The 24,192-nt window shown below is 61.5% G+C and carries 22 protein-coding genes; 16 read left to right on the forward strand and 6 right to left on the reverse strand.

Annotation, left to right across the window (positions count from 1 at the left end):
- Positions 1-63 precede the first annotated feature (63 nt).
- On the forward strand, positions 64-1,134 hold the full coding sequence (locus QF045_RS04050) for a fatty acid desaturase (RefSeq protein ID WP_306494850.1): 1,071 nt from the start codon (positions 64-66) through the stop codon (positions 1,132-1,134).
- Here QF045_RS04050 and QF045_RS04055 read toward each other — a convergent pair.
- Together QF045_RS04055 and QF045_RS04060 are read right to left on the reverse strand one after the other, a co-directional pair.
- Positions 1,121-1,936 (reverse strand): ABC transporter ATP-binding protein, encoded by an 816-nt coding sequence (locus QF045_RS04055; protein ID WP_306491142.1) that lies wholly within the window; start codon positions 1,934-1,936, stop codon positions 1,121-1,123. The genes QF045_RS04050 and QF045_RS04055 overlap by 14 nt on opposite strands.
- Entirely contained in the window at positions 1,933-3,507 is a 1,575-nt protein-coding gene (locus tag QF045_RS04060) for an ABC transporter permease (protein WP_306491143.1), read from the reverse strand. Before QF045_RS04060 ends, QF045_RS04055 begins: the two co-directional genes overlap by 4 nt.
- A 278-nt stretch (positions 3,508-3,785) precedes the next feature.
- Here QF045_RS04060 and QF045_RS04065 point away from each other — a divergent pair, with 278 nt between their 5' ends.
- The gene (locus QF045_RS04065) at positions 3,786-4,787 is read left to right on the forward strand and encodes an ABC transporter substrate-binding protein (RefSeq protein ID WP_306491144.1); all 1,002 of its coding nucleotides are present in this window, start codon (positions 3,786-3,788) and stop codon (positions 4,785-4,787) included.
- 104 nt (positions 4,788-4,891) lie between these two features.
- Here QF045_RS04065 and QF045_RS04070 read toward each other — a convergent pair whose 3' ends face one another.
- A complete protein-coding gene (locus QF045_RS04070; protein WP_306491145.1) occupies positions 4,892-5,812 on the reverse strand; it encodes a LysR family transcriptional regulator in 921 nt (306 codons plus the stop codon).
- A 181-nt stretch (positions 5,813-5,993) separates the two neighbouring features.
- On the opposite strand from QF045_RS04070, the gene QF045_RS04075 reads away from it, so the two are divergent.
- Positions 5,994-6,899: a TauD/TfdA family dioxygenase gene (locus QF045_RS04075; RefSeq protein ID WP_306491146.1), complete on the forward strand. Its 906-nt coding sequence runs from the start codon at positions 5,994-5,996 to the stop codon at positions 6,897-6,899.
- A 123-nt stretch (positions 6,900-7,022) separates the two neighbouring features.
- Here the strand turns inward: QF045_RS04075 and QF045_RS04080 are convergent, their stop codons facing one another.
- Together QF045_RS04080 and QF045_RS04085 are read right to left on the reverse strand one after the other, a co-directional pair.
- Positions 7,023-8,630, reverse strand: coding sequence for an alkaline phosphatase family protein (locus tag QF045_RS04080; RefSeq protein WP_306491147.1), 1,608 nt, complete (start codon positions 8,628-8,630; stop codon positions 7,023-7,025).
- Between the two features lie 190 nt (positions 8,631-8,820).
- Positions 8,821-9,765, reverse strand: coding sequence for a LysR family transcriptional regulator (locus QF045_RS04085; protein WP_306491148.1), 945 nt, complete (start codon positions 9,763-9,765; stop codon positions 8,821-8,823).
- A gap of 155 nt (positions 9,766-9,920) precedes the next feature.
- Between QF045_RS04085 and QF045_RS04090 the strand changes: the two genes are divergently transcribed.
- Entirely contained in the window at positions 9,921-12,260 is a 2,340-nt protein-coding gene (locus QF045_RS04090) for a TonB-dependent receptor (RefSeq protein ID WP_306491149.1), read from the forward strand.
- Here QF045_RS04090 and QF045_RS04095 read toward each other — a convergent pair.
- The gene (locus QF045_RS04095; RefSeq protein WP_306491150.1) at positions 12,231-13,430 is read right to left on the reverse strand and encodes a CynX/NimT family MFS transporter; all 1,200 of its coding nucleotides are present in this window, start codon (positions 13,428-13,430) and stop codon (positions 12,231-12,233) included. The genes QF045_RS04090 and QF045_RS04095 overlap by 30 nt on opposite strands.
- A gap of 108 nt (positions 13,431-13,538) precedes the next feature.
- Between QF045_RS04095 and QF045_RS04100 the strand changes: the two genes are divergently transcribed.
- The 12 genes from QF045_RS04100 (at position 13,539) to QF045_RS04155 (ending at position 24,119) form a co-directional block, all read left to right on the forward strand.
- Positions 13,539-14,390, forward strand: a complete 852-nt coding sequence (locus QF045_RS04100) for a LysR family transcriptional regulator (protein ID WP_306494851.1) — start codon at positions 13,539-13,541, stop codon at positions 14,388-14,390.
- A 241-nt stretch (positions 14,391-14,631) separates the two neighbouring features.
- Positions 14,632-15,438 (forward strand): energy transducer TonB, encoded by an 807-nt coding sequence (locus tag QF045_RS04105; RefSeq protein WP_306491151.1) that lies wholly within the window; start codon positions 14,632-14,634, stop codon positions 15,436-15,438.
- 25 nt (positions 15,439-15,463) lie between these two features.
- Positions 15,464-16,186 carry a MotA/TolQ/ExbB proton channel family protein gene (locus tag QF045_RS04110; RefSeq protein ID WP_124388903.1) on the forward strand — a complete coding sequence of 241 codons (723 nt, stop codon included), beginning with the start codon at positions 15,464-15,466 and terminating at the stop codon, positions 16,184-16,186.
- Position 16,187: 1 nt separating this feature from the next.
- Entirely contained in the window at positions 16,188-16,589 is a 402-nt protein-coding gene (locus QF045_RS04115; protein WP_010565408.1) for a biopolymer transporter ExbD, read from the forward strand.
- A 238-nt stretch (positions 16,590-16,827) separates the two neighbouring features.
- The gene (locus tag QF045_RS04120; RefSeq protein WP_306491152.1) at positions 16,828-17,409 is read left to right on the forward strand and encodes an alpha/beta hydrolase; all 582 of its coding nucleotides are present in this window, start codon (positions 16,828-16,830) and stop codon (positions 17,407-17,409) included.
- Positions 17,410-17,454: 45 nt separating this feature from the next.
- Entirely contained in the window at positions 17,455-18,381 is a 927-nt protein-coding gene (locus QF045_RS04125) for a sigma 54-interacting transcriptional regulator (protein WP_306491153.1), read from the forward strand.
- A 107-nt stretch (positions 18,382-18,488) separates the two neighbouring features.
- On the forward strand, positions 18,489-19,271 hold the full coding sequence (locus QF045_RS04130; protein ID WP_306491154.1) for a MetQ/NlpA family ABC transporter substrate-binding protein: 783 nt from the start codon (positions 18,489-18,491) through the stop codon (positions 19,269-19,271).
- Positions 19,272-19,595: 324 nt separating this feature from the next.
- Entirely contained in the window at positions 19,596-20,960 is a 1,365-nt protein-coding gene (locus QF045_RS04135) for a TcdA/TcdB catalytic glycosyltransferase domain-containing protein (protein ID WP_306491155.1), read from the forward strand.
- 229 nt (positions 20,961-21,189) lie between these two features.
- The gene (locus tag QF045_RS04140) at positions 21,190-21,855 is read left to right on the forward strand and encodes an amino acid ABC transporter permease (RefSeq protein WP_306491156.1); all 666 of its coding nucleotides are present in this window, start codon (positions 21,190-21,192) and stop codon (positions 21,853-21,855) included.
- Complete coding sequence (locus QF045_RS04145; protein ID WP_306491157.1) at positions 21,836-22,495, forward strand: amino acid ABC transporter permease; 660 nt, start codon at positions 21,836-21,838, stop codon at positions 22,493-22,495. Before QF045_RS04140 ends, QF045_RS04145 begins: the two co-directional genes overlap by 20 nt.
- Positions 22,492-23,268 (forward strand): amino acid ABC transporter ATP-binding protein, encoded by a 777-nt coding sequence (locus QF045_RS04150; protein WP_306491158.1) that lies wholly within the window; start codon positions 22,492-22,494, stop codon positions 23,266-23,268. The genes QF045_RS04145 and QF045_RS04150 overlap by 4 nt, the downstream gene beginning before the upstream one ends.
- A complete protein-coding gene (locus QF045_RS04155) occupies positions 23,265-24,119 on the forward strand; it encodes a transporter substrate-binding domain-containing protein (protein ID WP_306491159.1) in 855 nt (284 codons plus the stop codon). Before QF045_RS04150 ends, QF045_RS04155 begins: the two co-directional genes overlap by 4 nt.
- Positions 24,120-24,192: the final 73 nt, after the last annotated feature.

The following is a 24,192-nucleotide window of genomic DNA, read 5'->3' on the forward strand; positions in this document are numbered from 1 at the left end:
GCTAGCGTGCTGCGCCAGGGTTGGGCGCAAGATGCGGGCATCACTGCACAAGAGAATGAAAGCATGGACGGTATTTCTGCAAGCCCCCAGCAGATGAACGCGCAACAGCGTTCGGCGCATATCCGTGAAGTCGTGCTGGCCGAGGGCGCACGCTTGCGTCAGCGGCACCCCTGGCTGCTGCACCAGGACGCGCTGGGCGCGGGCATTCTGGCGTTTGCGCTGGCCGGCATGCTGGGTTCGGCGGCGCTCTATATCAACGGTCAGATGGCCTGGTGGGTGTGCCTGTTGCTCAATGCCTTCTTCGCTTCACTCACCCATGAGCTGGAACATGACCTGATCCACAGCATGTACTTTCGCAAGCAGCGCGTGCCGCACAACCTGATGATGGGCCTGGTCTGGCTGGCGCGGCCGAGCACCATCAACCCGTGGATTCGCCGCCACCTGCACCTCAACCATCACAAGGTGTCCGGCACCGAGGCCGACATGGAAGAGCGTGCAATCACCAACGGCGAGCCGTGGGGCATCGCGCGGTTGCTGATGGTGGGCGACAACATGATGTCGGCGCTGATCCGCCTGCTGCGCGCCAAGACCTGGCCGCACCGGTTCAGCATCTTCAAGCGCGTGCTGCGGGTGTACGCACCGCTGGCGCTGCTGCATTGGGGCGCCTGGTATGTGTTCCTGGGCTTTCATGCCGCCAACGGCATCGCCAGCCTGATGGGCGCGCCCATCGCCTGGTCAGCCGGCACGCTGCAGGTGATGCAGGTCATCGACATCGCTGCCGTGGTGATCATCGGCCCCAACGTGCTGCGCACCTTCTGCCTGCACTTTGTCAGCTCCAACATGCATTACTACGGCGACGTGGAGCTGGGCAATGTGATCCAGCAGACCCAGGTGCTCAACCCCTGGTGGATGTGGCCGTTGCAGGCGTTCTGCTTCAATTTCGGCAGCACCCACGGCATTCACCATTTTGTGGTGAAGGAGCCGTTCTACATCCGCCAGATGACCGCCAAGGTGGCGCACAAGGTCATGGCCGAGATGGGCGTGCGCTTCAATGACTTGGGCACGTTTGCCCGGGCCAATCGGTTGGAACCCCAGGATCAGCCACGCAACGAACTCGCTTTCAGCAAGCGATGAACGCCAGCGGCAGGTCGCGGATCTGTTCGCGCGGCGGCGGCTGGTAGTGATCGTCGCTGGTCAGCTCATGCAGCAGCTCTTCGCGCAGTTGGTGAAACTCAAAGCTGCTGCGCTGGCGCGGATGGGCCAGGTCGATTTGCACGACCTGCTTGATCCGCCCTGGCCGGGGCTCCATCACCACCACACGGTCGGCGAGGAAAATCGCTTCTTCCACATCGTGGGTCACCAGTACCGTGGTGATGCTGGCGCGGGCGCGAATCGCCAGGAGTTCGTCCTGCATCTGCTGGCGAGTCAACGCATCCAGCGCGCCGAAGGGTTCGTCCAACAGCAGAATCCGTGGGCTGGCCACCAAGCCACGAGCGATCGCCACTCGCTGCGCCATGCCGCCGGACAGCTGGTGAGGATAGGCGCGGGTGAAGTCGGTCAGGCCCACCAATTCGATGAAGTCGCTGATGCGTCGGTTGCGCTCGGCCTCGCTCAACGGCTCATTGACCAGGCCCAGGCCGATGTTCTGCGCCACCGTCAGCCAAGGGAACAAGCGGTGTTCCTGGAACACAATGCCGCGTTCGCCACCGATGCCGTTCACGGGTTTACCGTCAACCTGGATCTCGCCGCGAAACTGCGTGTCCAGCCCCACCAGCAAACGCAGCAGGGTGGATTTGCCGCAACCGCTGGAGCCGACAATCGCCACAAACTCGCCTTCGGCAATCGCCAGGTTGAACTCGCGGATGGCTTCCAATTCGAAGCCGTCCACATCGAAAGACTTGCCCACATGGTTGAAGCTGACAATCGGTGCGTTCATGCGTGTCTCCAGCGCGTTGCGCGGGTTTCAAGGCGTTGGCCGATAAGGTTGAGGGTGGCGCCGGTGAGGCCCACCAGCAGCATGCCGCTCATGATCAGGTCCATGCGCAACAGTTGTTGGGCGCCGATCATCAGGCTGCCGATGCCGCCGTTGGACGGCATGAAGTATTCCGCGCCGATGGTGCCCAGCCAGGCGTAGATCAGGCTCAGGCGCAGGCCGGCGAAAATGCCCGCCGCTGCGCCGGGCAAAATCAGCCGGCGCAGCCGTTGGAACAGGTCCAGGCGCAGCACCTGCGCGGCTTCGCTCAGTTGGGGTGACAGGTTCAACACGCTGCGTTGGGTGGCGATAAACAAGGGGAAGAACGCCGCCAGGCCGATAAACACCCACTTGGCCAGTTCCCCCAGGCCAAACCAGGCCGTGAGCAGCGGCACCCAGGCGAAAATGGCGATCTGGCGCAACGCGGCGAGGGTAGGGCCGAGCACTCGCTCGCTGCGCGCCGACAAGCCCAGCCACAAGCCCACCGCAAACCCCAGGCTGCCGCCCAGGATCAAGCCGCCCAACGTGCGCCCAAGGCTTTTGCCCAGCGCGCCCGACAACGTGCCATCCACCACGCCGCTGACGGTGGTGTGCAGCACGGTCCATGGGCTGACCAGGATATTCGCGTCGACCCAGCCCTGCTGCGCGGCCACCTGCCACAGCGCCAGCAACAACAGCGGCAGCAGCCACGGCTGCAGGCGTTGCCAGCCTTGGTAACGCGGGCCGCGCCGGATCTGCGCCGTGGCTGGGTGCGGCCAGTGCACCCAGTGGCGGTCCAGCCAGCCGACGCCACGGTCCATCACCACGCCCAATACACCGATGACCACGATGCACACAAAGACGATGTCGAGCATGAACAACTGGCGTGCCCACACCATCAGGTAGCCGATGCCTTCGCTGGAAGCCAGCAGCTCCACCGCCAGCAGCGACGTCCAACCGGCCGCCAGGGCCAGGCGTACACCGGCCATGAACGCCGGCAGCGCCGCCGGCAGAATCAGCCGGCGGATCAACAGAGGGGTGGGCAGGCGCAGCACACGTGCGGCTTCACGCAACTGGGGCTGGGCATCGCGCACGCCGACCAGCGTATGCAGGGTCACCGGCACCACAATCGCCTTGACCAGCACCACCAGTTTCAGCGTCTCGCCGATGCCGAAAAACACCATGAACAGCGGGATCCACGCCAGGGTCGGCACCTGCGACAACGCGCTGAAGGTGGGAAACACCAGGCGCTCGGCGCGCGCGCTGAAGCCCAGCCAGGCACCGAGCAAGGCCCCGGCGCTGATGCCCGCCAGCAAGCCCCAGCACAAGCGTTGCAGGCTGATCGCCAAATGGCTCCATAACTCGCCGCCCGCCAGTTCCGCCGCGCTGCTCCACACCAGTGACGGCGGCGGCAGGATCTGCTCGCTCATCCAGTGATTTCGGCTGGCCAGCCACCACAGGGCGAACAGCGTCAGCGGCAACAGCCAAGGGCTGAGCGACGGCCAGCGCAGCGTGGGCGTGGCAAGAGGCAGGCTCAACCGTGCGGTTCGGGCCATTGACGACCTCCGTTTCGTTATGTGATTTCGATCTTATAAAAACGTAATCAAGATGATTGGGGGATAAGAGAAGCCATTTAAAGCCCGCGCCCGGCACGCATCCAATGCATTCGAAGAATATTTTCGATGCTGTTTATGCATAGTCCGCTGCAGCCTGCGGTTTGGCCCGCATAGTTCAAAAAGCTATTAAATTGTGAATTTATAGTATTTAAAGTTTTCATCGAGCTATGCCTACTTTCAGCTCCCCAGGCGACCGTCGCCCACCAGGAGCTGCGCTTATGAAACTGCCCTTCAAACGTCTGATCACGCTGTTCGCAGGCACCGCGCTGGCGGGCCTGGTGCATGCCGCCGAGCTCAAGGAGATCCGCATTGCCGTGCCCGACCTCAGCGCCGGCACCCAACACAGTGGCGGTGGCATCACCGATGTGTTGCGCGAGCAGCAGATCTTCGAAAAGGCCTTCGCCGACCAAGGCATCAAGATCCAGTGGAATTACTTCAAGGGCGCGGGCCCGGTGATCAACGAAGCCTTCGCCAATGGCCAGGTGGACCTCGCCTACCTGGGCGACCTGGCGGCCATCATCGGCCGTTCCAATGGCCTGGACACCCGCTTGCTCAGCGCAACGGCGCGGGACATCAAGCAGTACCTCGGCGTGGTGCCGGGTTCGGGCATCAAGACCCTGCAAGACCTCAAGGGCAAGCGCGTCGCGGTGTTTCGCGGCACGGCCAGCCAGCTATCGTTCGACAGCGCATTGGCCAGCCAGGGCTTGAATGAGAAAGACCTGAAAGTCATCAACCTGGACTTCAACGCGGCCGGTGCGGCGCTGGCCGCCAAGCAGATCGACGCGACCTGGGGCGGCTCGAACCTGACCGCGCTGCAAGCCAAGGGGCTGGCCGAAATAGCCCTCACCACCAAAGACCTTGGCGGCGCCGGTAGCATCCAGGCGGTGCTGGTGGGCAGCAAACAATTTGTCGACGAGCATCCCGACGCGGTGGCCAAGCTGCTCAAGGCCCAGCAGCAGGCGGTGCAGTGGTTGACCGATGACAACAACAAGCAGGCCTACATCGAACTGGTGTCGGGGCTGGCCAGTTACCCGCCGGTGATCCTGACCAATGATTTGAAAGACCAGCAGCTCAGCGCGATTTTCCCGGCGACCCTTGATCCCGTGTTCCTTGGCAAATTGCAGGACGCGGTGGACCTGGCTTCCCAGGAGAAGCTGATTCGCCGGTCGTTCCAGGTGAGTGAATGGGTGGCGCCTGGGTTGGTGGCGGCGGGGCTTTGAGCATTGCGGTGTCTGGGATATCGCATCGGGAGCAAGCCCCCTCCCACAGTTGATCTGTGAATACATTCAAAATGTGGGAGGGGGCTTGCCCCCGATGAGGCCCTTCAAACCGCCACACTCACCTCCTGCTGATCCACTTCCAGCAAGGTCTCAATCATTGCTTTGGCCGCCGGCGACAAGCGCGACCCGGTACGGCTGACAATCCCGCAGCGCGCACTCAGGGTCTCCATGTTCTGCGGCAAGTTGCGCCAGTGCAGCAGCACCAGCGCCCCTCGGGCGATGTCCTCGGCGAACGCTTCCTCGGTGCCCACGCCGATGGCATTGGACTGCAGCACAATCTTTACCAGCGCCGGGAAGTGCTCGGTCTGGATGCTGGGTGAAAAGTCCATGCGCCCGCTCAGGTTCGCCAGCAATTTGCGGATGCCCTGGGAGATCAGCGGAGCGGCCAGTGGGTAGTCGAACATGTCATTGGTCGACAGGCTGTCCTTGGCCAGCAACGGGTGCCCGGGGCGGCAGAAAAACACGCCGCGCTTGGGCGTCAGCGCACGGGTCTGGAAGTTTGGGTCGGCTTCGAACTGACGGATGTCGGCAATGAAGAATTCGATCTCCTCGCGGCTCAATGCGCGGCTGAGTGTTTCCCAGTTATCCACCTGGAAACGGGTGCGGATTTTCGGGTGCGCGCCGATAAACCGCGCCACTGCATCCGGCACCAGCTTCACCGCCGGCGCCGGGCCGCAACCGAAGCGCAGGTCGCCGGCGTCGAGCTTGGTCATGCGCGTGACTTCACTGCTCAGCAAGGCGGCGCCATGCACCAGCGTGAGGGCGTGTTGCAGCACCACCTGGCCTTCCGGCGTCGGGCGCAGGTCCTTGTGGCCACGGTCGATCAGCACACAGCCGAACTCCTGTTCCAGCCCCTGAATGCTGCGGCTGAATGCCGGTTGCGTGATGCCCATGGCGTCCGCCGCGCGCACAAAACTGCGGTGTTCGTTAAGGGCAATGAAGTAGCGCAGTTGACGAAGATCCATATGCATTCCCGGCATTTGAAAAATAGGTCGAAGGCATTTGCGAGCGACGCAGCTGAGGTTTTAAATGCAAGCTCTTATTCCGTCAACGAAGCATTACTTCATTTGCTAGATCCAAAATGCATATGAATAGAGCGTTGTCGGCGAACGTTCCACCATCCGCAGGCACACGAGGGTCATCACAATGAGCAACGCCGCATTAGCTGTTCAACCCATCGCCCAGGCACTGGAGATTCATCCGGTCGCCGGCCGCATTGGCGCCGAGATCCGTGGCATCAAACTGTCCGGTCACCTCGATGCCGCCACGGTCGACGCCATCCAGCAGGCGCTGGTGCGGTACAAGGTGATCTTCTTTCGCGAGCAGACCCACCTCGATGACCAGAGCCAGGAAGCCTTCGCCCACCTGCTCGGCGAGCCGATTGCGCACCCGACCGTGCCGGTGCGCGACGGCACGCGCTTTCTGATGGAACTGGACGGCACCCGCGGACAGCGCGCCAACTCGTGGCACACCGACGTGACCTTTGTCGATGCCTACCCCAAGGCCTCGATCCTGCGTTCGGTGCTGGCGCCGAGCTCCGGTGGCGATACCGTCTGGGCCAACACGGCGACAGCCTACAACGACCTCAGCGTCGAACTGCGCGCCCTGGCGGACAACCTGTGGGCCATCCACAGCAACGAATACGACTACGCCGCGCGCAAGCCGGATGTGGCGGTGGAAAAACTTGAGGAATACCGCAAGGTGTTCACCTCGACGGTGTATGAAACCGAGCATCCGGTGGTGCGCGTGCATCCGGTCAGCGGCGAGAAAACCCTGCTGCTGGGGCATTTTGTCAAACGCCTCAAGGGCTACTCCCAGGCCGACTCGACGCAACTGTTCAACCTGCTGCAAAGCCACGTCACCCGCCTGGAAAACACCGTGCGCTGGCGCTGGAACAGCGGCGACGTGGCGATCTGGGACAACCGCGCCACCCAGCATTACGCGGTGGACGACTACGGCACCCAGGAACGTATCGTGCGCCGGGTGACGCTCAAGGGTGATGTGCCGGTGGGTGTGCAGGGCCAGCGCAGCCAAACGACAAAGGGCCTTTAACCCCACACAGGTTCAAATGTGGGAGGGGGCTTGCTCCCGATTGCGGAGTGTTAGCCACTGCACCTGTGACTGACCCACCGCTATCGGGAGCAAGCCCCCTCCCACATTTAGACCTGTGTCGTTCTACCAGACGCCGATCTGCACGACCTTCTCCGCCTCCGGCTCCCCATAGCGAAACCACTGCCCACGTACTTCAATCTCCGTGTGGCTGATGGTCGTGCGCCGCTTCAGCCCGCGCAGCCAGTCGAACAGATAATCCAAGTGTGTCTCGCGCACTTGGGCATACGCCGGGTCGGCGCCGAGGTCGTGCAGTTCCTGCGGGTCGTTTTGCAAGTCGAACAGCTGCGGGCGGAAGCCGTCGTACGCCAGGTATTTCCAGCGTTCGCTGCACACCATGGTCATGCGGCAACGGTCGATCGCCTGGCCCAGGCGCTCGCGGGCCGGGGCCTGGAAGGCGTAGTCGTATTCGGCAATTGCATAGTCACGCCAAGGTATCGCTTCACCCTGCAGCAGCGGAATCAGCGAACGGCCTTCCAGGCGGTGATCGGCAGCGGGCAGGCCCAGGGCGTCAAGGAAGGTCGGCAGCGCGTCGATGGTCTCCACCAGGCGTTCGTCCACCGTGCCGCGGCTGATATCGGCACTGGCGCGCGGGTCACGCACGATCAACGGGATGCCCACCGCAGGCTCCAGCAGGAACTCTTTCTCGCCGAGGAAGTGATCGCCCAGGAAGTCGCCGTGGTCGCTGGTGAACACAATCAGCGTGTCATCCCAGCGCCCATTGCTTTGCAGGAAATCAAACAGCCGCCCGAGCTGGTCGTCGATCTGTTTGATCAGCCCCATATAGGTGGGCACCACCGTGAGCCGCACCTCGTCGCGAGAAAAATTCAGGCTCTCCTGGTGCTGACGAAACGCCTGGTACACCGGGTGATCGCTGGTCTGGCCCGGTTGAATTGGCGCCTGGATATGCTCGGCGCCATACAACGCGTGATACGGCGCCGGTGCGATGTAGGGCCAGTGCGGCTTGATGTAGGACAGGTGCAGGCACCAGGGTTGCTCGGCCTGCTCCTGGATAAAGTCGATGGCGCGGTCGGTGGTGTAGACCGTCTCCGAATGCTGCTCGGCTACCCGCGCCGGCAATCCGGCGTTGCGCATGTGCCAGCCGCTGAGCACTTCACCGTTTTCACCCTGCGCGGCATTGGCCCATTCATGCCACGGGTTGCTGCCGCCGTAGCCCTGCTCGCGCAGGTAGTGGGTGTAGGGCGCCGACTCGCGTTTATCCGCGAACAGCGGGCTGTCGGGGTAGATGCCATCGTGACGGAAGTAGGTGTCGAAGCCCACTTCATTCAGCGGCTCGGCCTGGGCGCTGTCAGGGTCGATGTTCAAGCGTTGCAGGGCATCCAGATTCGGCGTGGCGTGGGTCTTGCCGACCAGTGCGGTGCGGATGCCGTGGGGGCGCAGGTAGTCGCCGATGGTCAGCTCTTCCAGCGGCAGCGGCACGGCATTCCACGCCACCTGATGGCTACTGACATAACGCCCGGTGTACGCCGACATCCTCGACGGCCCGCAGATGGTGCCTTGGGTATAGGCACGGCTGAAACGCACGCCGGCAGCGGCGAGGCGGTCGATGTTGGGGGTGTGCAGATGCGCATGGCCATAGCACGACAGGTAATCGCGGCGTAGTTGATCGCACATGATGTACAGCACATTGCGCACAGGTTGGGATTTGGACATGAGGCTTCACCGAACGGAGGACAGGTGACGGTTTTCGCCGTTCGGATGGGCGCTGGCAAGTGCATTTGGGGACTGGGGTTGATGCAGCAAATGCATGGGTGTTGATACCGGCGCCATCGGGGGCAAGCCCCCTCCCACACTTGAAATGCATTTCAAATGTGGGAGGGGGCTTGCCCCCGATAGCGCCGGTTCACACAGCGACATTCTCCAGCGTACACAGGTCTTCATCCTGCTCATCAATCTCCTTGATCTGCTCAATCATCGCCTCCGCCAGCGGCGACAATCGATACCCCGCTCGGCTGACGATGCCGTAGCGGGTGTAACGCTCCTCCAGGTTTTCATCCAGGCCGTCGATCTTCAAGCACACCAATTCGCCTCGGGCCATTTGCAGTACGTCGCTGTTGGCGCTGACGATGCCGATGGCGTCCGAGCGCAGTACCACTCCTAGCAGGCCGTAGCCGTTTTCGCATTCGACGTTGGGCAGGTAATCGGGCCGGCCGCTGAGGTCGACGATGACTTTGCGCAGGTTCGGCGGGCGGATGGTGACGGCCAGGGGATAGCTCATCAGTTCGGCGGCGCTGACGCTGTGGCGGGCGGCGAGGGGGTGGCCGATGCGGCAGCAGAAGTACCAGCGGCGTGGGCGCAGGCGATGGGTGTGATAGTCGGGGTTGGCTTCGAAGTGGCGGGTGTCGGCGACGAAGAATTCGAACTCTTCGCTGAGCAGGCGTTTGCTCAGGCTTTCCCAGTCGTCTACCTGGAACTGCACGCGAGCCTTGGGGTAGCGCCCGATAAAACTGCCGATGGCGCGGGGGATCAAACCGCCCGCCGGCGCCGGGCCGCAGCCAAAGCGCAGCTCTCCCGCTTCAAGGCCGTTGAACTGGCTGATTTCGTTCGCCAGTTGCTGCGCCCCGCTGACCAGGCGCCGTGCATGTTCGAGCAGCACCTGGCCCTGTTTGGTCGGCGCCAGGTCTTTGCGGCCGCGGTCCACCAACTGGCACCCGGCGCTGTGTTCCAGGGCCTGGATGCTGCGGCTGAAGGCCGATTGCGACAGGTTCACCGTCAACGCCGCCGCGACAAAACTGCGTTGTTCGGCGAGGGCGATGAAGTGGCGAAGTTGGCGCAGATCGATATGCATTTTTCACATCAAAAATATCCGGGAAATGCATTGGCTATGCATTAGGTCGACTCCTTATAAAGGCTATCTCTTATGCAGTAAATGTTCGTAAAAACATAAATAAATAACCTAAAGGAATATCGGTGGTTGGATATTTCGGGGTTTCGGAGCCGCTCATGAGTCTGTTCAAGCCCGCTGTACCTTGCTCTCCCCGGACGCTCAAGCGCCTGCCCCTGGCCATGTTGCTCGCCGGCAGCGCCAGTTGGACGCCCAGCCATGCGGCCGAGCCGGCACCTGCGGGCGAAAGCGCCAGTGGCCAGCTGGAAACCGTCACGGTTACCGCACGGCGGCGCACTGAAAGCGCCCAGGCGGTACCGACGCCCATGAGCGTGGTTGGCGGCCAGGCGCTGGAGAGCCAGCGGGTGTACCGGATTCAGGATTTGCAGCAACTGGTGCCCAGCGTCAACGTCGCCTATATGCATGCACGCCAGTCCAGCGTGTCGATTCGCGGCCTGGGTAACAACCCGGCCAGCGATGGCCTGGAAGGCAGCGTGGGGCTGTACATCGACAACGTTTACCTAGGCCGTCCCGGCATGGCGGTGTTCGACCTCATGGACATCGAACAGCTTGAAGTGCTGCGCGGCCCGCAGGGCACTTTGTTTGGCAAGAACACCACGGCGGGGGTGATCAATATCAGCACCCGCGCGCCCAGTTTCACCCCGGAGCGCAGCATCGAAACCTCGCTGGGCGAGGACGGTTATTTCCAGACCAAGGGCACGATTTCCGGGCCGCTGACCGATGAACTGGCCGGGCGCTTTTCGGCCTATCGCACGCGCAATGACGGCGACATCAAGAACGAGCACGACGGCCATGACCTCAATGGCGGTTCGCGCCAGGGCTTTCGCGGACAACTGCTGTACAAGCCCAATGAGGCATTCAACTTGCGCTGGATCGGTGACTACAACGAGGAGGATTCCAGCGCCGGTACCCGCGTGCTCTACAGCACCGGGCCAACCATCAACGGCACCAACCTCTACCAGTCCAGGGCCAACGCAGCGGGTGCGACGCTGGTCGACGGTACTCACCGCAAGGTCAATTTGGACAATGATCAACACGTCACGGTGTTCCAGGGCGGAACGTCACTGGAGGCCAACTGGACCTTGCCGAGCGACTTCACCCTGACGTCGGTCAGCTCTTACCGCTGGTGGAACTTCACCCCGCGCAACGATGATGGGCTTAACGTGCCGGCCTCGTATAACGCCGGGGTCTCGGTGGAAGACAAACAGTGGTCCCAGGAATTCCGCCTGGCCTCACCCCAGGGTGGGTTCTTCGACTACGTGCTCGGCGCTTACTATTTCGGCTCCGACCTGGACAACAAGTCCTTCGCCTATTACGGACCCAAGGCGGACATCTGGAACGGCACGCCGACCGGTGCGTTGAACAATGTCAGCAGCGTGGGCAACGGGCATATCCGCACCGACAGTTTTGCGTTGTTCGCCCAAGGCACCTGGCACCTGACTGAGCGCCTGGATTTCACCGCCGGCCTGCGCGGCACCTACGAAGAAAAAAGTGCCTGGGTGACCCGCAATGCACCGCTGGGTGGCGCTGCGGTCGCTGGCGCTGCTGCCACGGCGCGGCGCGGGCGCACCGGCGCGTATGACTCGGGGGACCTGACGCAGTACAGCGCGACACCGTCGGGGCTGCTCAACCTCAGTTATCACTTCAACGACAACCTGCTGGGCTACGCGACGCTGTCCCACGGCGAGAAGTCCGGCGGCGTCAACCTGGCGGTGGGCTCGGCACCAACGGCGGGGGCCGACTCGCTGTTGATCGGCACCGAGCGCGCCAACAACGCCGAGCTGGGTTTCAAGAGCACGCTGTGGGACCGACGCCTGCAGCTCAATGCCAACCTGTTCTGGACCCAGGTCAACGGCTACCAGACCAATGCCTACGATCAGGACAACCGCGTGCAGTACCTGACCAACGCCGGCTCCGTACGCTCACGCGGTGTGGAAGTGGAAAGTACGCTGGTGCCGATCAAGGGCCTGACGCTGAACCTCAACGGCTCGTTCAACGATGTGAGCTACCTGTCGTACAAGGACGCGCCATGCCCGCCGGAAGTCAGCCTGCGCCCGGGTGCACCGGCCTCCTGTGACCTCACCGGGCATCAGGTGGTGGGCGCGTCGAAATGGATCGCCAATGCCAACGGCGAGTACAAGTGGAACCTGGATAACGGCTTTGAACCCTACGTCACCGCCAGTTATGCCTTCCGCTCCAAGGCGGTGGGTACCGTGGAAGATTCCGACTTCGGGCAGATCCCCGCCTATGCGTTGGTCAACCTTTCCACCGGCCTGCGCGGCAACTACGAGCAGGGCCAGTGGGACGTGTCGTTGTGGCTGAAAAACGCCTTCGACAAGACCTATTACACCACCCTGTGGACCGGCGGCAACGGCGGTTACGAAGGCCTGCTGGGCGCTCCGCGCACCCTAGGCGTGACCGGGCGCTACGACTTCTAGCCCGGTGCGGTAGGTGGCCGGGCTGAACACCCGCGTCACCAACAGCATCGCCACCACGGTCACCGTCAGTACGATCCAGGCGCTGACGAAGTGGCCGGTGAGTTCGCGCAGCCAGCCGGTCAGCCAGGGCGAAACCGCGTTGATCAAAAAGCCCACGCCTTGTACGAAGGCGGCCAGTTGGCCGGCCTGGCGTGGGTCGCGGTGATGGTCCAGGGTCAGCAGCAGGCTCAGGGCGAAGCACGCGCCCAGGCCGAAGCCGCACAAGGCCACCCACACATGGGGAAATTCCTGTGGGGCGATGATCAGGCCGAGGTAGCCGATGGTCTGCGCCAACAGGCTGATGCCCAGCAGCGGGCGACGGTCGATGCCGCGTTGCGCCAGCACCGGCATCAGCAGCGCGGCGAGCACCTGGAAGATGGTCATGAACGCCAGCAGCGAGCCGCTGGGCAGCACGCCCCAACCCAGTTGCTGATAGTAGGCCGGCAGCCACGCCACCATGCTCATGTAGCCGCAATTGACCAGGCCGAAATACAGCGCCAGCAACCACGCACGGCGATTGCGCAGGCCTTTGAACGCGGGGGCGACCTGTGTGTTGCGGGCGGCGCCCAGCGGCAGCCATGCCCACAGTAATAAGGCGCCCAGCGCCGGCAACAGCCACACCCCCAACCCCGCCTGCCATTGCTGGAAATGCGTGGCCACCACTGGGCTGAGCAGCGCCGCCAGCCCGCCGCCGGCCATCAGCGAGGCCGAATACACGCCCATCGCCACCGGTACGCGGTGATGAAATTCGCGCTTGATCATCGCCGGCACCAGCGCCTGGATCAGCGCCACGCCCGCGCCGCCAAGCAACGCGGTCACCAGCAGCGCCGACGCCTGGCCCAGCAGCCAGCGCGCCAGGCACGCCAGCAGAATCATCATCAGGCCCAGGGCAATCCCGCGCCGTTCGCCCAGCCGCGCTTCCACACGCACGCCCACCAGCGCCACCAGGCCCATGCACACCACCGGCAGGCTGGTGAGCAGGGCGCTGCTCTGAAAACTCAGGCCGGTGGCCTGGCGAATCTCGCCGAGCAGCGGGCTGATGGAACTGAGGATCGGCCGCAGGTTGAGGCCGAGCACCACCAGCAGGCCCCAGCCGGCCAGTCGTCCGGTGAATGGGGTGTTGAGCGTCATACAGGGTTTTCCGACTACGCAAATGAGCGGTGAGTATGGTCAGCTAGCGAGGTATTCTGAAATTAAATATAACCATGCCTATCAGTGGCAAACGGAATGCTCATGACCTTGTTCGATCCGCTGTTGTTGCGCAGTTTTGTCGCCGTGGTGGACTGCGGCAATTTCACCCGCGCCGCCGAACGCCTGCACGTGACCCAATCCACCGTCAGCCAGCAGATCCGCCGCCTGGAAGAAGCCGTGGCGTGCCGGCTGTTGGACCGCGACCAGCGCCGTGTGGTGGCGACGGTCGAGGGTGAGCGCCTGTTGGCGTATGCGCGCCGGATCCTCGCGTTGCATGAGGAAGCCGCCGACGTGTTGATCAACCAGCAGAGCGACGGCGTGTTGCGCCTCGGTGTGCCGGAAGATTTTGCTGCCGAGCGCTTGATGCCGTTGCTCTCGGCGTTCGTGGCGAGGTATCCGCGGGTACGCCTGGAAGTCGCCAGCGGGCTCGGTCCCGAACTGCAGCGCCAGTACCGCGGCGGTGAGTTCGATGTGCTGCTGGTCAAGCAGATGGGTGACAGCGACGACTGCGTGGCCTCGTGGCCGGAGCCGCTGTGCTGGGTCGACAGCCTGAGCACGCCAGTGCTGGGGCGCGACCCGCTACCGCTGGTGGCTTTTCCGGTGGGCGGGCTGTACCGCAATGACATGCTGCATCACCTGGAACTGGGCGGTTGGCGCTGGCGTATCGGCTATTCCAGCGCCAGCCTGGCCAGCGTGTGCTCGGCGGTCGCGGCGGGGTTGGGCGTCAGCCTGTTGCCCGAACGCGTGGTGCAACCGGGGCACCGCATCCTGGGCGCCGACAGTGGTTTGCCGGCGGTGCAGGGCGTGCGCCTGGCGTTGTACGGTCGCAATGGCCTGGGTGCCGCTGGGCAGACCCTGTTGAGCGAGTTGCTTGCCTTGTGCGGTGCGAATCCGCGCTGAGCCATGCCTTTGATGAATATTTTGCATGCCGCAAAAGCATGCGAAATCAGGCACTTCGCGCCAAGCCACGGAACACGTGGCGTTGACGACCTAGGTCATTTTGTTTATTCGGTTTTGGTATATCCATAACTTTAAAGATTACTTTAAGAGATAAGCGTCTAGCCCCGATGATTCAGTCCTCGATGACCTGCCACGCAGGCCTGTCGGTTTTTTGGATTTGAACACCGTAGGGAGTGAATCAATGGGCAATGTCCAGACCGCTGCTCGTGCACCCGAGGCGCAAGAGCGCCTGGCACCGGGTGGTGAGTTGGTCGACCTTGGCCGACCACATCGGGCGCCGTTGGGGCAATTGCGCCTGCAGCAGACCCCCAAGCGCTTTTCCAGCCGTCGCGAGGGCGTGCTGTTGGGTTTGCTGGTGTTGGCCTTGCACGGCGCGGTGATCTATTGGGTGAGCCAAAAGCCCACCCCGGTGCTGCCCGTGGTGCCACCGGAAATTCCGCCGATGACCATCGAATTTTCCCGGCCGGCGCCGCCCGTAGTCGAGCCACCACCACCGGTGCCGCCGCCACCTCCGGTAGTCGAGCCGCCACCACCGGTGGTGGATGAGCTGGCCGCCAAACCGGCACCGCCAAAACCGATTACTAAACCCAAACCCGTGCCCAAACCCAAGCCTGTGCCCAAGCCGGTACCCAAGGCGATTGAACAGCCGCCCGCGCCGCCTGTGCCCGCTGCCCCGGCACCGGTTGCACCACCGACGCCGGCCCCGGTAACGCCCGCTTCGGCCAACGCCGCGTACCTGAAGAACCCGGCGCCGGAATACCCGTCACTGGCTCAGCGTCGCGGTTGGGAAGGCACGGTGTTGTTGCGGGTGCACGTACTGGCCAGCGGCAAACCGGGTGAGATTCAGATCCAGAAAAGCAGCGGTCGCCAGCAACTCGACGACGCCGCACTGGCCGCCGTGAAGCGGTGGAGCTTCGTACCGGCCAAGCAGGGTGAAGTGGCGCAGGACGGTTGGGTCAGCGTACCGATCGATTTCAAGATTCATTAATTATTCAGCGGCACAGAGGGAAAACATCATGGCTTTGGCATCTCCACTTGAATCCATCGAAAGCGCGGTGATCTGGCTGCTGGTGGCCTTCTCGGTCGCCACCTGGGGCTTGGCGTTGTTGAAGGGCGTGCAGTTCGGGCGCCTCAAGGCCCAGGATCGCAGGTTTCATAAACAGTTCTGGGCCGCCTCGAGCCTCGACGCCGCCGCCGAACTGGCCGAAACCCAACCAGGCGCAGCCGCTCGTGTGGCCCACGCCGGCTATGCTGCGATCCAGGTCGGCGACACCCAACACGCGGCTGACCTGAGCCAGGCCATCAATCACCAGGACCGCCTCGAGCGTGCCCTGCGCCAGCAGATCGTGCGTGAGCGCCGCTCCCTGGAAACCGGGCTGGCGGTGGTCGCCAGTATCGGCAGCACCTCGCCGTTTATCGGCCTGTTCGGCACCGTGTGGGGCATCATGGAAGCGCTCAAGGGCATCAGCGCCGCCGGTTCGGCCAGCCTTGAAACCGTGGCGGGGCCCATCGGCGCGGCACTGGTTGCGACGGGTGTCGGGATCGCCGTCGCGGTGCCGGCGGTGCTGGTCTACAACTATTTCCTGCGCCGCCTGAAGTTGACGGCTGCCGACCTCGACGACTTTGCCCACGACTTTTACAGCCTGGCGCAAAAGAACGCCTTCCGTGTGCTGCTGCACCCGGCGCTGAACAAAGCCGGCGCTGGCAGCCCGCAAAAAGTGAAGGAGGCGTCCTGAGATGGCCTTTTCCACCCAAGACAGTGATGAGGTGCTGAGCGAGATCAACGTCACGCCGCTGGTGGACGTGATGCTGGTGCTGCTGGTGGTGTTTATCGTCACCGCGCCGCTGCTCACCAACGCCATTCCCATCAACTTGCCCAAGACCGAGGCCGTCGCCCCGGTCGAGCAAAAAGACCCGTTGGTGGTAAGCATCGACGGTGCCGGCAAGCTGTTTATCAACAAGGACGAAATCCAGCCGGACCTGCTGGAATTCAACCTGCAGGCGGCCAAGGCCAAGGACCCCGATGTGCGGGTGCAACTGCAGGCGGACGATGGCGTGAACTACGGCGAAGTGGCGCGAGCCATGGCGTCGATTGAACGCGCGGGGATTACGAAGTTGTCGGTGATTACGGCGCGGTAGCGCGTGGTTGTGAGCCTCAAGCTGCAAGCGGCAAGTAAAAGCCCGTCCGCTTACAGCTATTTTTTCAGGCCGTCTCCTTGGCAGGGTGCGGCCTTTTTTTTGCTCCAAACTTACCGCTTGCCGCTAAACCCTTGAAGCTGCCTTTCAGTTATTAATAAATAGCTTCTTATTCCTTAACGAATATAAACCTCGTCCCTATACTGGTCAGCAACGTTAAACGCTGCAGGAGGGCACACCCATGCACAGCGAGTCGATTCGTTACCTGATCGTGCCGGGCTGGCAAGGATCGCCAGAAAATCATTGGCAAAGTCACTGGCAGAACAGCCTGCCCAACAGCGCGCGCGTGGAGCAGGATGACTGGCTCACCCCGCGCCGCGAAGACTGGGTGGCCGCACTGGCCGAGGCCATCGCCGCCGACAGCACCCCCGTGATCCTGATCGCCCATAGCCTGGGTTGCATCACCGTGGCGCACTGGGCGGCCACCGCGCCGGTGCATTTCCTGCGCCAGGTGCGCGGTGCCTTGCTGGTGGCCCCGGCGGACGTCGAACGCCCGGCCTGCGCGCCCGCCCTGCGCAACTTCGCGCCGATTCCTGGCGACCTGTTGCCGTTTCCCAGCCAGGTGGTCAGTTCCGACAACGACAGCGCCGTCAGCGCGCCGCGTGCGTTGGAGCTGGCGCGCCAGTGGGGCGCCGAAGCCGGGATTCTGTCCGGGGCCGGGCATATCAATGTGAAGTCCGGCCACCAGCGCTGGGAGCAGGGTTTCGCCTACCTCTATCGCCTGCAAAATCGCCTCGAGCATCACGCTCGGCGCACTGCATAAAACATTTCAACCCCGTCCCTGAGCGGATGGGGGCGGGAGCCTGCCATGAGTCTGCATGAAACCTACGGCCAGCCGTTGCTGACCTTTCCCGATGCCGAAAAAAGCCCGCTGAGCATTCGCGCCAAGGCGTTGGTGTTTGTCGACCCGCGTTCGCGCAAGCTGCGCGAAGACCTGGAAAACCTCGCACCGCGTGCATTGCCCGTGTTGATTCGTGGCGAGACGGGCAGCGGCAAGGAGCTGCTGGCGCGGCATATCCACCGTGGCAGTGATCGCACCGGCCTGTTTGTGTCAGTCAACTGCGGCGCGATCAGCCCGACCTACGCCGATGCGGAATTGTTCGGCTATGCCGCCGGCAGCCACAGCGGTGCGGCGAGCAGCCGGGCCGGGTGGTTTGGCTCGGCCAATGGCGGCACCCTGTACCTGGACGAAATCGGCGATCTGCCGTTGCCAATCCAGGTCAAATTGCTCGCCGCCCTGGAAAATCACGAAGTCACCCGCGTCGGCGCCCAGCAGCCAAGCCCGGTGGACGTGCGCCTGGTGGCGGCCACCAGCATCGACCTGGCCCAGGCCGTGGCGGCGGGCAAGTTCCACGAGCGCCTGTTTCATTATTTGAGCGAAGGCCAACTGGACCTGCCGGCATTACGCGAGCGGGTTGGCGACATCCTGTCCCTGGCCGAATACTTCCTTGGCATCTACAGCCAGCGCCTGGACCTGCCGGTGCCGCTGATCAGCGACGCGGCGCAGCGGGTGCTGGAGCACCATAGCTGGCCGGGCAATACCCGCGAGCTGGAAAATGTCATTCATTTTGCGCTGTTGGTCAGCAGCGGCGATGAAATTCTGCCCGAGCACCTGAACCTGCCCGTTGCCGGCTCGCCGTTGGAGCAGGTGCGGCGGATTTTCGCGAGCGCCAGCCCCGCCGAGCAGGAGACGCTGCGTAAATTCCTGTATGAGCAAAATGGAATATCAACGTGAATAAAAGATATTGTTCGGGAATAAAAAATCTAGGTATTGTCCACTCCACGCCGCGATAGCACTTCGCTGGCACCTCACATAAAAAACGGTCGTTAGAAGGACATTGCATGAAAAAGGTTCTGTTGTTTACCGCACTGGCGGCTGCCCTGACTGCCAGCTTCGCCCAGGCCAACGAGAAACTGGTGGTGGCCGCCACCCCGATCCCGCACGCCGAGATCCTTGAGCTGATCAAACCAACCCTGGCCAAGGAAGGCGTGGACCTGGAAATCAAAGTCTTCACCGACTATGTACAGCCAAACGTGCAGGTCGCCGAGAAGCGCCTGGATGCCAACTACTTCCAGACCCTGCCGTACCTGGAAAACTTCAACAAGGGCAAAGGCACGAACCTGGTCACGGTTGTCGGTGTGCACGTAGAACCCTTCGGTGGTTACTCGAAAAAGATCAAAAATATCTCCGAGCTCAAGGATGGCGCCACCGTGGCTATCCCGAACGAAGGCTCCAACAGCGGCCGCGCCCTGTTGCTGCTGCAGAAAGCCGGTGTGATCACCCTGAAAGACCCGAGCAATGCCCTGGCCACGCCAAAAGACATCGCCAGCAACCCCAAGCACCTGAAATTCAAGGAGCTGGAATCGGCCCTGCTGCCGCGCGTGCTGGACCAGGTTGACCTGGACCTGATCAACACCAACTACGCTCTGGAAGCTGGCCTGAACCCAGCCAAAGACGCGCTGATCATCGAAGACGCCAAGTCGCCTTACGTGAACTTCCTGGTAGCACGCCCGGACAACAAGGACAGCGACGCGATCCAGAAACTGTCCAAGGCGCTGACCAGCCCGGAAGTCAAAGCCTTCATCGAGAAGAAGTACAACGGCGCGGTCGTGCCAGCGTTCTGATGTAAGTCAAAACCCCCTTCAAGGTTTCAACGCCGGTGGCTAATACAGCGCCGGCGTTTTTTTTATGCGGCGGACACAGCGTGTGGAAATAAAGCATCAACTCGTAATTCAATTAATTTGGCGCGATGTATTAAGGGTGTTTGTTGGCTCTATGGGCGAATAAGTTCCAATGCGTTTATTAATTAATTCAAGGTTTATTTATTTAAATAATCTTACATTTAGGGTTTTGTTTTTTTTGTTTTTTACCCGCACGCTTGTAGGGGATGTAGGAACTACCGCATGGAGGCGCCGGCAAGTCTTGTCAGCTTTTGGAGCCAATAGTCTATGATTCAGCACATCTCCCACCATCACCCGCTTACCCCCTCAGCGTGCGTGAACCCGCTAGCGTCCCAACCTCATAGCGCCCACAGCTTTGAAACTGCGTATCCCCTCAGTGAGTTCAAGCCCGTCCCGAACAATATCCACATGGTGTGGGTCGGCTCGGAACCCAGCGCCAAGCAGGATGAATACTTGCGTCAGTGGGCTACCAAGAATCCCAACCATGAGGTCACGTTGTGGGTGGACTCCACTCAGTTCGATGCTTACGCTATTAATAAATCTGCGCAGGCCAAGGCAGAAGCTGTATATCCGGATTATCAGTCAGAGCGGCCAATACGCGGTTTATTCAGTCAACTTAAAGTGACAACGCAATACCCCTCGCAGCGTAAGGGTGCAGAGCACGCGCAAGTTATCAGCGAGTTGAACAAGGAACTGTCCGCCTTGGGTAACAAACAGTTGAAAGCGTGCTGGCTGCCCGACGGTGGAAAAGTGACGCCCACTAATGCTCGGCTTGTTCTCAACCAATTCGAGCGCTATGCACAGCGCAACGACGATAAGTTTTATCAAGCAGAAGCCGTGATTCTGGACCAGACAACAAAGTCATGGGACCGTCACGCGAGTAATGCCCCTCGTAATATCGGTAAGCTGACAAGTTTAAAAGAGCGATTTGCCGATCAAAAGAACGTGCAGATTCGTGACCTGAGCAATCCCTCGGACATTCGTTTGCAAAACAAAGACGTGTATCTACACGAAGTCATCGGACGCAATGGTGGTTATGCCGCAGCCTCGGACGTTGCACGTTATGAAATCGTCAATCGTTATGCGGGTACTTATACGGATATTGACCTGGAGAGCGTACGACCACTCGATGGCGCACTGCATGCCCATCCCGACTTGATGCTGGTCGGCATGGCTGAAGGCAAAAATGACGCAAAGGGCAGCGCCACCCCTTATTTCGCCAACGCCTTGTTTTCCAGCCATGCCCAGAGTGCAATGCTGTCCAGTCTGATCGACGACATCGGCAACAACTACCGTTCCATGAAGGGCAATGAGTACGGTGGTGACCGTTACTTCAGTCGCCCGAATAAAAGCACGATCGAAACCACCGGCCCCAATGCATTACGCGGGCACGTCGACAAGGTGATACAGCAAGCCAAGGGGCGGCCGGATCTGGTGCGCAGCGACGCCCACTCTCTGGCTGATCGGATATGGGACAAATCAAAACCGCAAAACGAGGAGTATTGGAAACTGGTGGATTCCCATTTCAAATTCCCGGACAACTACGTCAATTTTGAGACCGAAGAGCAGCAGAACAGCGCTACCAAAGCAATGGCTGGCGGCGCCCAGGGCGATACGCTGAAGAAGGGCTAAGTAGTGTTGTAAGCCTCGCGTGCCAGCGGGGCTTTTTTGTCGACTCGCTCTCGCCTTGCGCTCGCTCAAGCAGTTCACCTATCCAGGTTAGTTTTTTGAGTGCTATGGATATTCTATTTAGGTATTTAAAGTTTGTTTTTTATACCTTTAAAGTTCGCGCTACCCGACGTTATCCACGCCGGAACGGACTGCGCTCGCGGCATTACCCATGCGGCGATCTGGACTGCACATGACCTTCGATTTCGCTTTTATCCTCAGTACCCTGCCGGCGTTTCTCAAAGCGGTTGGGGTGACGCTGCAAGTAGGTTTGATCGCCATTGCCACCTCCTTGCTGGTGGCGCTGATCAACGCGGCGCTGCTGGTGTTTCGCACGCCTTACCTGGCGCGGCTGGTGGCCGTGTATGTGGAGCTGGCGCGTAACACGCCGCTGCTGATCCAACTGTTCTTCGTGTATTTCGCGCTGCCGGCCCTGGGCTTGAATATCTCCGGGTTCTGGGCGGCGATTATCACCATGACCTTTCTTGGCGGCGCCTACCTCACCGAAGTGCTGCGCGCAGGTGTGGAGGCGGTGCCGCTGGCGCAGATCGAGTCGGGAAAATCCATCGGCTTGTCCGACTGGCAACTGCTGCGCCATGTGATCCTGCCCCAGGCCGGGATCCTCAGCCTGCCAGCGCTGTTCGCCAATTTCATCTTTCTGCTCAAGGAGACCACGGTGGTCTCCGCCGTGGCGGTGCCGGAGATTCTCTACACCACCAAGAGCTACATCGCGCTCTACTACAAGACCTACGAAATGCTCGCCGTATTGACGCTGATCTGCGTGCTGCTGTTTCTGCCGTTGTCGCTGTTGCTCAGCCGCGTGGAAAGGAGGCTCCAGCATGGCCAGTTCGGGTCTTGAGCTGTTGTGGGTGTCGTTGCCGCAACTGGGCAAGGGCGCTGCGCAAACCCTGTCGATTTCCTTCTTGAGCATCGCTTTCAGTACCGTCGGTGGGGTGCTGTATGGCGTCTTGCGCACCTTGAACAACCGGGTGGTCAATGCGCTGCTGCGGGTCTACCTGGAGTTGTTTCGCGCCATTCCGGTGCTGGTCTGGCTGTACCTGTTGTTTTTCGGCCTGCCGATTTTCTTCGGCCTGAGCCTTCCCAGTTTCTGGTGTGCGGTGCTGGTGTTGTCGTTGTGGGGCGCCAGTGAAGTCGGCGAAGTGGTGCGTGGCGCGTTGCATTCGCTGCCGCGTGGCCAGCGCGAAGCCGGCTTGTCGATCGGGCTGTCCGCCCCGCAGTTGTATGGCTACGTGCTGCTGCCGCAAGCGCTCAAGCGCATGACGCCGCCGACCATCAACGTCTACACGCGCCTGATCAAGACCAGCTCGCTGGCCGTGCTGATCGGTGTGGTGGATGTGATCAAGGTCGGCCAGCAAATCATCGAGCGCACCTATGAGTCGGTGTTGATCTACGGCGCGCTGTTCCTGTTTTTCTTCTTTATCTGCTACCCGTTGTCGGCCGCCTCCAAGGTGCTGGAACGGCGCTGGGCCCAAGCATGAGCGCATTGATCGAGTTTCAGGGTTTCAACAAATTCTTCGGCGAACACCAGGTGCTCAAGGGCATCGACCTGAGCGTGCAAAGTGGCGAAGTGGTGGTGATCCTCGGCCCCAGCGGTTGCGGCAAAAGTACCTTGCTGCGCTGCCTCAATGGTTTGGAAGTGGCTCACAGCGGGCACTTGCGCTTGGCCGGCAAAGAGCTGCTGGACAAGCACACCGACTGGCGCCAGGTGCGCCAGGACATCGGCATGGTGTTCCAGAGCTACCACCTGTTCCCGCACATGAGCGTGCTCGACAACATTCTGCTCGGCCCGTTGAAAGTGCAGAAGCGAGACCCGCGTGAAGCCCGCGAGCAAGCGCAAAAACTGCTCGAGCGCGTGGGCCTGGCCGACAAGCGCGACGCCTTTCCACGCCAGCTTTCCGGCGGCCAGCAGCAACGCATCGCCATCGTCCGTTCGTTGTGCATGAACCCGCAGGTCATGCTGTTCGATGAAGTCACCGCCGCCCTCGACCCGGAGATGGTCAAGGAAGTGCTGGAAGTCATCCAGGACCTGGCCCGCGATGGCATGACCCTGCTGATCGTCACCCATGAAATGGCCTTCGCCCGCGCCGTCGCCGATCGCGTGGTGTTTATGGAGGCTGGCCGCATCCTCGAACACAACACCCCCGAGGCATTCTTTACGAACCCGCAAACCGCACGCGCGCAGCAGTTCCTGGAGAAGTTCTCCTTTGTTTCAACACTGCCCAAAAAGATCAAGGAACTGGAGCTGATATGAAAAAGTTACTGCTGCCCCTGCTGGCCGTCGCGTTACTGGCCGGCTGCGACAAGAAGGCCGAAGAGCCCACCAAACCTGCCGCCGCCGCGGTGAGCGCGCTCGACAAGATCAAGGCACGCGACAAGCTGATCGTCGGCGTCTTCACCGACAAGCCGCCGTTCGGCTTCGTCAACGAGGCGGGCCGCTACGTCGGCTTCGATACCGACATCGGCCGCCAATTCGCCAAGGACCTGCTGGGCGATGAGAACAAAGTCGAGTTCGTTGCCGTGGAGCCGGCCAGCCGCATTCCGTTCCTGCAAAGTGACAAAGTCGACCTGATCCTGGCCAACATGACCGTGACCCCTGAGCGCAAGGAAGCGGTGGACTTCACCAACCCCAACCTGAAAGTCGCGGTACAGGCGCTGGTGCCCAATAACAGCCCGGTCAAGAGCCTGGATGACCTGGCAACCGGCACCACCATCGTCACCACCGGCACCACCGCCGACATCTGGCTGACCAAGAACCACCCGGACTGGAAGCTGCTCAAGTTCGAGAAAAACTCCGAGTCGCTGCAAGCATTGTCGGCCGGCCGTGGCGATGCCTACGCCCAGGACAACCTGGTGCTGTTCAGCTGGGCCAAGCAGAACCCCGGCTACCGCGTGCTCGAGCAGAAACTCGGCGATGAAGCACCGATTGCCCCGGCGGTGAAAAAGGGCAACATCGAACTGCGCGACTGGGTGAACGCGGAACTGGCCAAGTTGGGCGAAGAGAAATTTCTGCTCAAGCTGTACGACCAGTATGTGCGCAAAGAACTGAGCGATGACACCAAGCCTGAGAGCGTGATTGTCGAAGGGGGCAAGTGGCAGGGCTGATAAAGCTATCGGGGGCAAGCCCCCTCCCACACTGGATTGGGTTCACAAGTCGTCCTGATATGTGAATGCATTC

Source organism: Pseudomonas sp. W4I3, from assembly GCF_030816195.1.
GTDB lineage: Bacteria > Pseudomonadota > Gammaproteobacteria > Pseudomonadales > Pseudomonadaceae > Aquipseudomonas.

Coding starts and splice junctions, on each gene's coding strand:
- QF045_RS04050 (WP_306494850.1), top strand. CDS start 64: ATGGACGGTATTTCTGCAAGCCCCCAGCAGATGAACGCGCAACAGCGT.
- QF045_RS04055 (WP_306491142.1), bottom strand. CDS start 1,936: ATGAACGCACCGATTGTCAGCTTCAACCATGTGGGCAAGTCTTTCGAT.
- QF045_RS04060 (WP_306491143.1), bottom strand. CDS start 3,507: ATGGCCCGAACCGCACGGTTGAGCCTGCCTCTTGCCACGCCCACGCTG.
- QF045_RS04065 (WP_306491144.1), top strand. CDS start 3,786: ATGAAACTGCCCTTCAAACGTCTGATCACGCTGTTCGCAGGCACCGCG.
- QF045_RS04070 (WP_306491145.1), bottom strand. CDS start 5,812: ATGGATCTTCGTCAACTGCGCTACTTCATTGCCCTTAACGAACACCGC.
- QF045_RS04075 (WP_306491146.1), top strand. CDS start 5,994: ATGAGCAACGCCGCATTAGCTGTTCAACCCATCGCCCAGGCACTGGAG.
- QF045_RS04080 (WP_306491147.1), bottom strand. CDS start 8,630: ATGTCCAAATCCCAACCTGTGCGCAATGTGCTGTACATCATGTGCGAT.
- QF045_RS04085 (WP_306491148.1), bottom strand. CDS start 9,765: ATGCATATCGATCTGCGCCAACTTCGCCACTTCATCGCCCTCGCCGAA.
- QF045_RS04090 (WP_306491149.1), top strand. CDS start 9,921: ATGAGTCTGTTCAAGCCCGCTGTACCTTGCTCTCCCCGGACGCTCAAG.
- QF045_RS04095 (WP_306491150.1), bottom strand. CDS start 13,430: ATGACGCTCAACACCCCATTCACCGGACGACTGGCCGGCTGGGGCCTG.
- QF045_RS04105 (WP_306491151.1), top strand. CDS start 14,632: ATGGGCAATGTCCAGACCGCTGCTCGTGCACCCGAGGCGCAAGAGCGC.
- QF045_RS04115 (WP_010565408.1), top strand. CDS start 16,188: ATGGCCTTTTCCACCCAAGACAGTGATGAGGTGCTGAGCGAGATCAAC.
- QF045_RS04120 (WP_306491152.1), top strand. CDS start 16,828: ATGCACAGCGAGTCGATTCGTTACCTGATCGTGCCGGGCTGGCAAGGA.
- QF045_RS04125 (WP_306491153.1), top strand. CDS start 17,455: ATGAGTCTGCATGAAACCTACGGCCAGCCGTTGCTGACCTTTCCCGAT.
- QF045_RS04130 (WP_306491154.1), top strand. CDS start 18,489: ATGAAAAAGGTTCTGTTGTTTACCGCACTGGCGGCTGCCCTGACTGCC.
- QF045_RS04135 (WP_306491155.1), top strand. CDS start 19,596: ATGATTCAGCACATCTCCCACCATCACCCGCTTACCCCCTCAGCGTGC.
- QF045_RS04140 (WP_306491156.1), top strand. CDS start 21,190: ATGACCTTCGATTTCGCTTTTATCCTCAGTACCCTGCCGGCGTTTCTC.
- QF045_RS04145 (WP_306491157.1), top strand. CDS start 21,836: ATGGCCAGTTCGGGTCTTGAGCTGTTGTGGGTGTCGTTGCCGCAACTG.
- QF045_RS04150 (WP_306491158.1), top strand. CDS start 22,492: ATGAGCGCATTGATCGAGTTTCAGGGTTTCAACAAATTCTTCGGCGAA.
- QF045_RS04155 (WP_306491159.1), top strand. CDS start 23,265: ATGAAAAAGTTACTGCTGCCCCTGCTGGCCGTCGCGTTACTGGCCGGC.